Origin of the sequence: Streptomyces albidus (ex Kaewkla and Franco 2022) (assembly GCF_013870515.1) — a bacterium.
In the GTDB taxonomy this organism is placed as follows: domain Bacteria; phylum Actinomycetota; class Actinomycetes; order Streptomycetales; family Streptomycetaceae; genus Streptomyces; species Streptomyces albidus.
Genome location: NZ_JACBXA010000428.1, coordinates 1 through 2848 on the forward strand (window position 1 = coordinate 1; position 2848 = coordinate 2848).

Consider the following 2848-nt stretch of genomic DNA (forward strand, 5'->3'; position numbering starts at 1 on the left):
TGCGACGAGGGGAGGCCGCAGGTGTGCACGGTCCCCAGCCGTGCCCCGTCGGCCGACGCGTCGGACTCGCTCGCCGGTGTGCGGGCCGAGCTCCGCCGGGTCCCCGGCGCCCCGTCCCGGCTGATCGAGGTCCCGTTCCCTCTGACGGGCCATCCGGTGGAGAAGGCACGGGGCAGAGGCGACGCCCTGGTTCCGCCGCCCCTTGCCGACTTCAATGTCAGGCCGGAGCACTACGCCGAGGCCGCGGCGCACGAGATCGCCGTCTTCGGCTGCCGCAAGACGGTGGACGGCACGACGCCGGTGCCCGAGAAGTACAGCGCGGCCGTCGCCGCATGGCTGGCCCCCTCGGCCGGTGACGCCGCGCACGGCTCCGGCCGGCGCGTCCTGGAGCGCGTCAAGACCATGCCGGAGCACGCACGCACCGCCTGGCTCGGCGACTACTTCACCGCCGTACGCGACTGCCGCCCTGGACGGATCGAGGCCCCGTGAATCTCCGACGACCCCACGCCTCGGACCTCTTGCCGGGACCGGCACCCCGCCTCCTCACCGGCCTCCCGCAAGCAGCCGGGCAACTGCTCCACCTTCGTTCCCGCGCCCTGGCGCAGACGCTGCTGTCGCTGGCCGGAGTTTCGCTCGCCGCCGGTCTCGCCCTGGAGTGGCTGACGACGCTCCCGTCCGAGGAGCCGCTGTCCCGCGCGTTCGTCACCATCGCCTTCCCGGTGCTCGCCGCCTCGGCCGTCGGCATCAGCCTGCACAGCCACTCACCGGACGCGGACCGTACGGCCTCCCGACGCTGGTGGCCGTTGCGCACCGGCTACCTGCTCACGATGACCGCCCTCGCCTCGGTGCTCATGTCCCTGTCCGTACCGGGCGACCCGGCCGAGTTCGGCGTAGCGGCGATGGTGCGCAACACCATCGGGGCCACAGGTGTGACGGCGCTGTTCTCGACGGTGCTCGGAGCGCGGATCAGCTGGCTGCCGATGTTCGCCTACGGCGGCGCCGCGCTGCTCGTCGGCCCCCGCGAGCCGGGCGGAGCGGACGCCCTGTGGCACTGGCTGATGCAGCCCGGCCCTCAATCGGGCGCCTGGGTCAGCGCAGTCGCCGCCTTCGCCGTCGGGGCGGGTGTACACGCCCTGCGCGGCCCGCTCCGTACCGACGACAGCCGCTGACCCGACACCCCGACCGTTCATCCCTTCACACATCCCAGGACCCGCACATGACCACCCTCTCGCCACCCCCCAAGACCGCCCGCGTCACCCGGCCCCGGCCCGCCCGCCCCGTACGCACGGAGGCCCGGAGGGGCTGGTGGGCGGCTCTCGTCACCCTCGTGCTTCTGCTCGGCACCCTCTTCGAAGTGCTCTCCCCTCGCGACAACTTGGTCTTCAGCTGGGTGTGGGCCCACGACGCACTGCGCACGGGGGGACTGTTGCTCGGCGGGCCCTTCGCCATCGCGGCCGGATGCTGGCACGGCGGCCGGGAGCGCCGGCGCGGTACGGGTGAACTGTTCTCCTCCGTGTCCGCCTCGCCCCTCCGCCGCACGGCTCTCGCCGCCACACCGGCCGTGCTGTGGCCGGTGCTCGGATACCTGCTGACGGCTGCCGTCTGTCTCGCCGTCACCTGGCTGAAATGGGATCCCTCCTACGGCCACCCGTTCCCGACGCTGATCGCTGCGGACGCCGTCGCGATGGGCTCCCTCGGGATGCTGGGCTTCGTGGCCGGCCGGGTGTTCCCATGGGTCTTCACCGGTCCCGTGCTGGCCGGTTCGGCGAACGTCGTCATGGTGGGACTCACCGATGGGGACATCGCCTCGCCGCTCGTCGCCGGCGACGAACTCAAGTGGCTGAGCCCTCTCCTCGAGCACTGGAGCCCGTGGGACGCACCGGCCTGGTGGTTCGGCCCGGCCGCGGCCCTGTGGTTCGGCGGGCTGGCTGTCGCTGCGCTGCTGCTGCACACCGGAGTCCGGCGTGGGGCCGCCGCGTCGTTCGCCGTAGCGCTGGTGTCCGGGAGCGTGCTCATCGGGACGGGGGACGGCCTGTGGCATGCCGACCCCGGCGCGACCGCGCTCGTCTGCGACGGAGGCAAGCCCCAGGTCTGCATGGTCCGCGTCCATCAGCGGTATCTGCCGGAGATCTCGAAGATGCTCAAGGGCGTGACCGGAAGGCTGCGCCACATTCCGAACGCCCCCGAACGCATCGTCGAGGTTCCGCCGGCCGAGGCGGGCCGTCCCGTGGGCGTGGATCCGCGAAAGCACGACTCCGTGCTGGAAGAGCTGTCGATCAACTTCAGGGACCTGCCCGAGGTGATCGCCGGTAACCAGGCGTTCTCCGCCGCCGAGTACGGCTGCCGCGACGAGTGGAAGCCCGACGACACCTCGCCGGTGCCGGACAAGTACAGAGGCGCCGTCGCGGCATGGCTGGCCCCCTCGGAGTGGAAACCCGACCGCGGCCCGGCCCACAAGGTCCTCGAGCGCATCAAGGCGATGCCCGAACGCGAACGCACCGCCTGGCTCGGCGACTACTTCGCCGCCGTACGCGGCTGCCGCCCCGACCGGATCGAGGCACCGTGACGTCCCGCCGGCCAGGAGCCCCCGAAGTCCGCACCGCCCGTTCCGCCGCCCGGCTCGGGCACACCCGTCCCGTGTTCACCGAAGCTCGGCGAGGCTGGTGGGCGGCGGTCGTCACCCTCGCGGTGCTGTTCGGCCTCTCCCTCGAGTTCCTCGAGAACACCGGCCTCTCCGCCTCCAGCTGGGTCGGTACCCACGCGGCGCTGCGCACCCAAGGCCTGCTCCTCGGCGGTCCCTTCGCCGTGGCCGCCGGATGCTGGCACGGCGGGCGCGAGCGCCGTCGCG

3 protein-coding genes and 1 pseudogene are annotated in these 2848 nt (G+C 72.7%); all 4 read left to right on the top strand.

What is annotated here, in order from left to right:
- The coding region (locus H5J26_RS30075) for a hypothetical protein (protein WP_210771912.1) at nt 1-489 on the top strand (489 nt) is incomplete at its 5' end.
- Complete coding sequence (locus H5J26_RS30080; RefSeq protein WP_309238121.1) at nt 486-1169, top strand: hypothetical protein; 684 nt, start codon at nt 486-488, stop codon at nt 1167-1169. The genes H5J26_RS30075 and H5J26_RS30080, both read left to right, overlap by 4 nt.
- 47 nt (nt 1170-1216) lie before the next feature.
- The gene (locus H5J26_RS30085) at nt 1217-2566 is read left to right on the top strand and encodes a hypothetical protein (RefSeq protein ID WP_181769123.1); all 1350 of its coding nucleotides are present in this window, start codon (nt 1217-1219) and stop codon (nt 2564-2566) included.
- 71 nt (nt 2567-2637) lie between these two features.
- Nucleotides 2638-2848: pseudogene (locus H5J26_RS30090) on the top strand (hypothetical protein); the annotation flags it as partial.

Bases quoted from the DNA above. Each gene is read 5' to 3' on its own strand.
- H5J26_RS30085 (WP_181769123.1), top strand. From the start codon at position 1,217: ATGACCACCCTCTCGCCACCCCCCAAGACCGCCCGCGTCACCCGGCCC.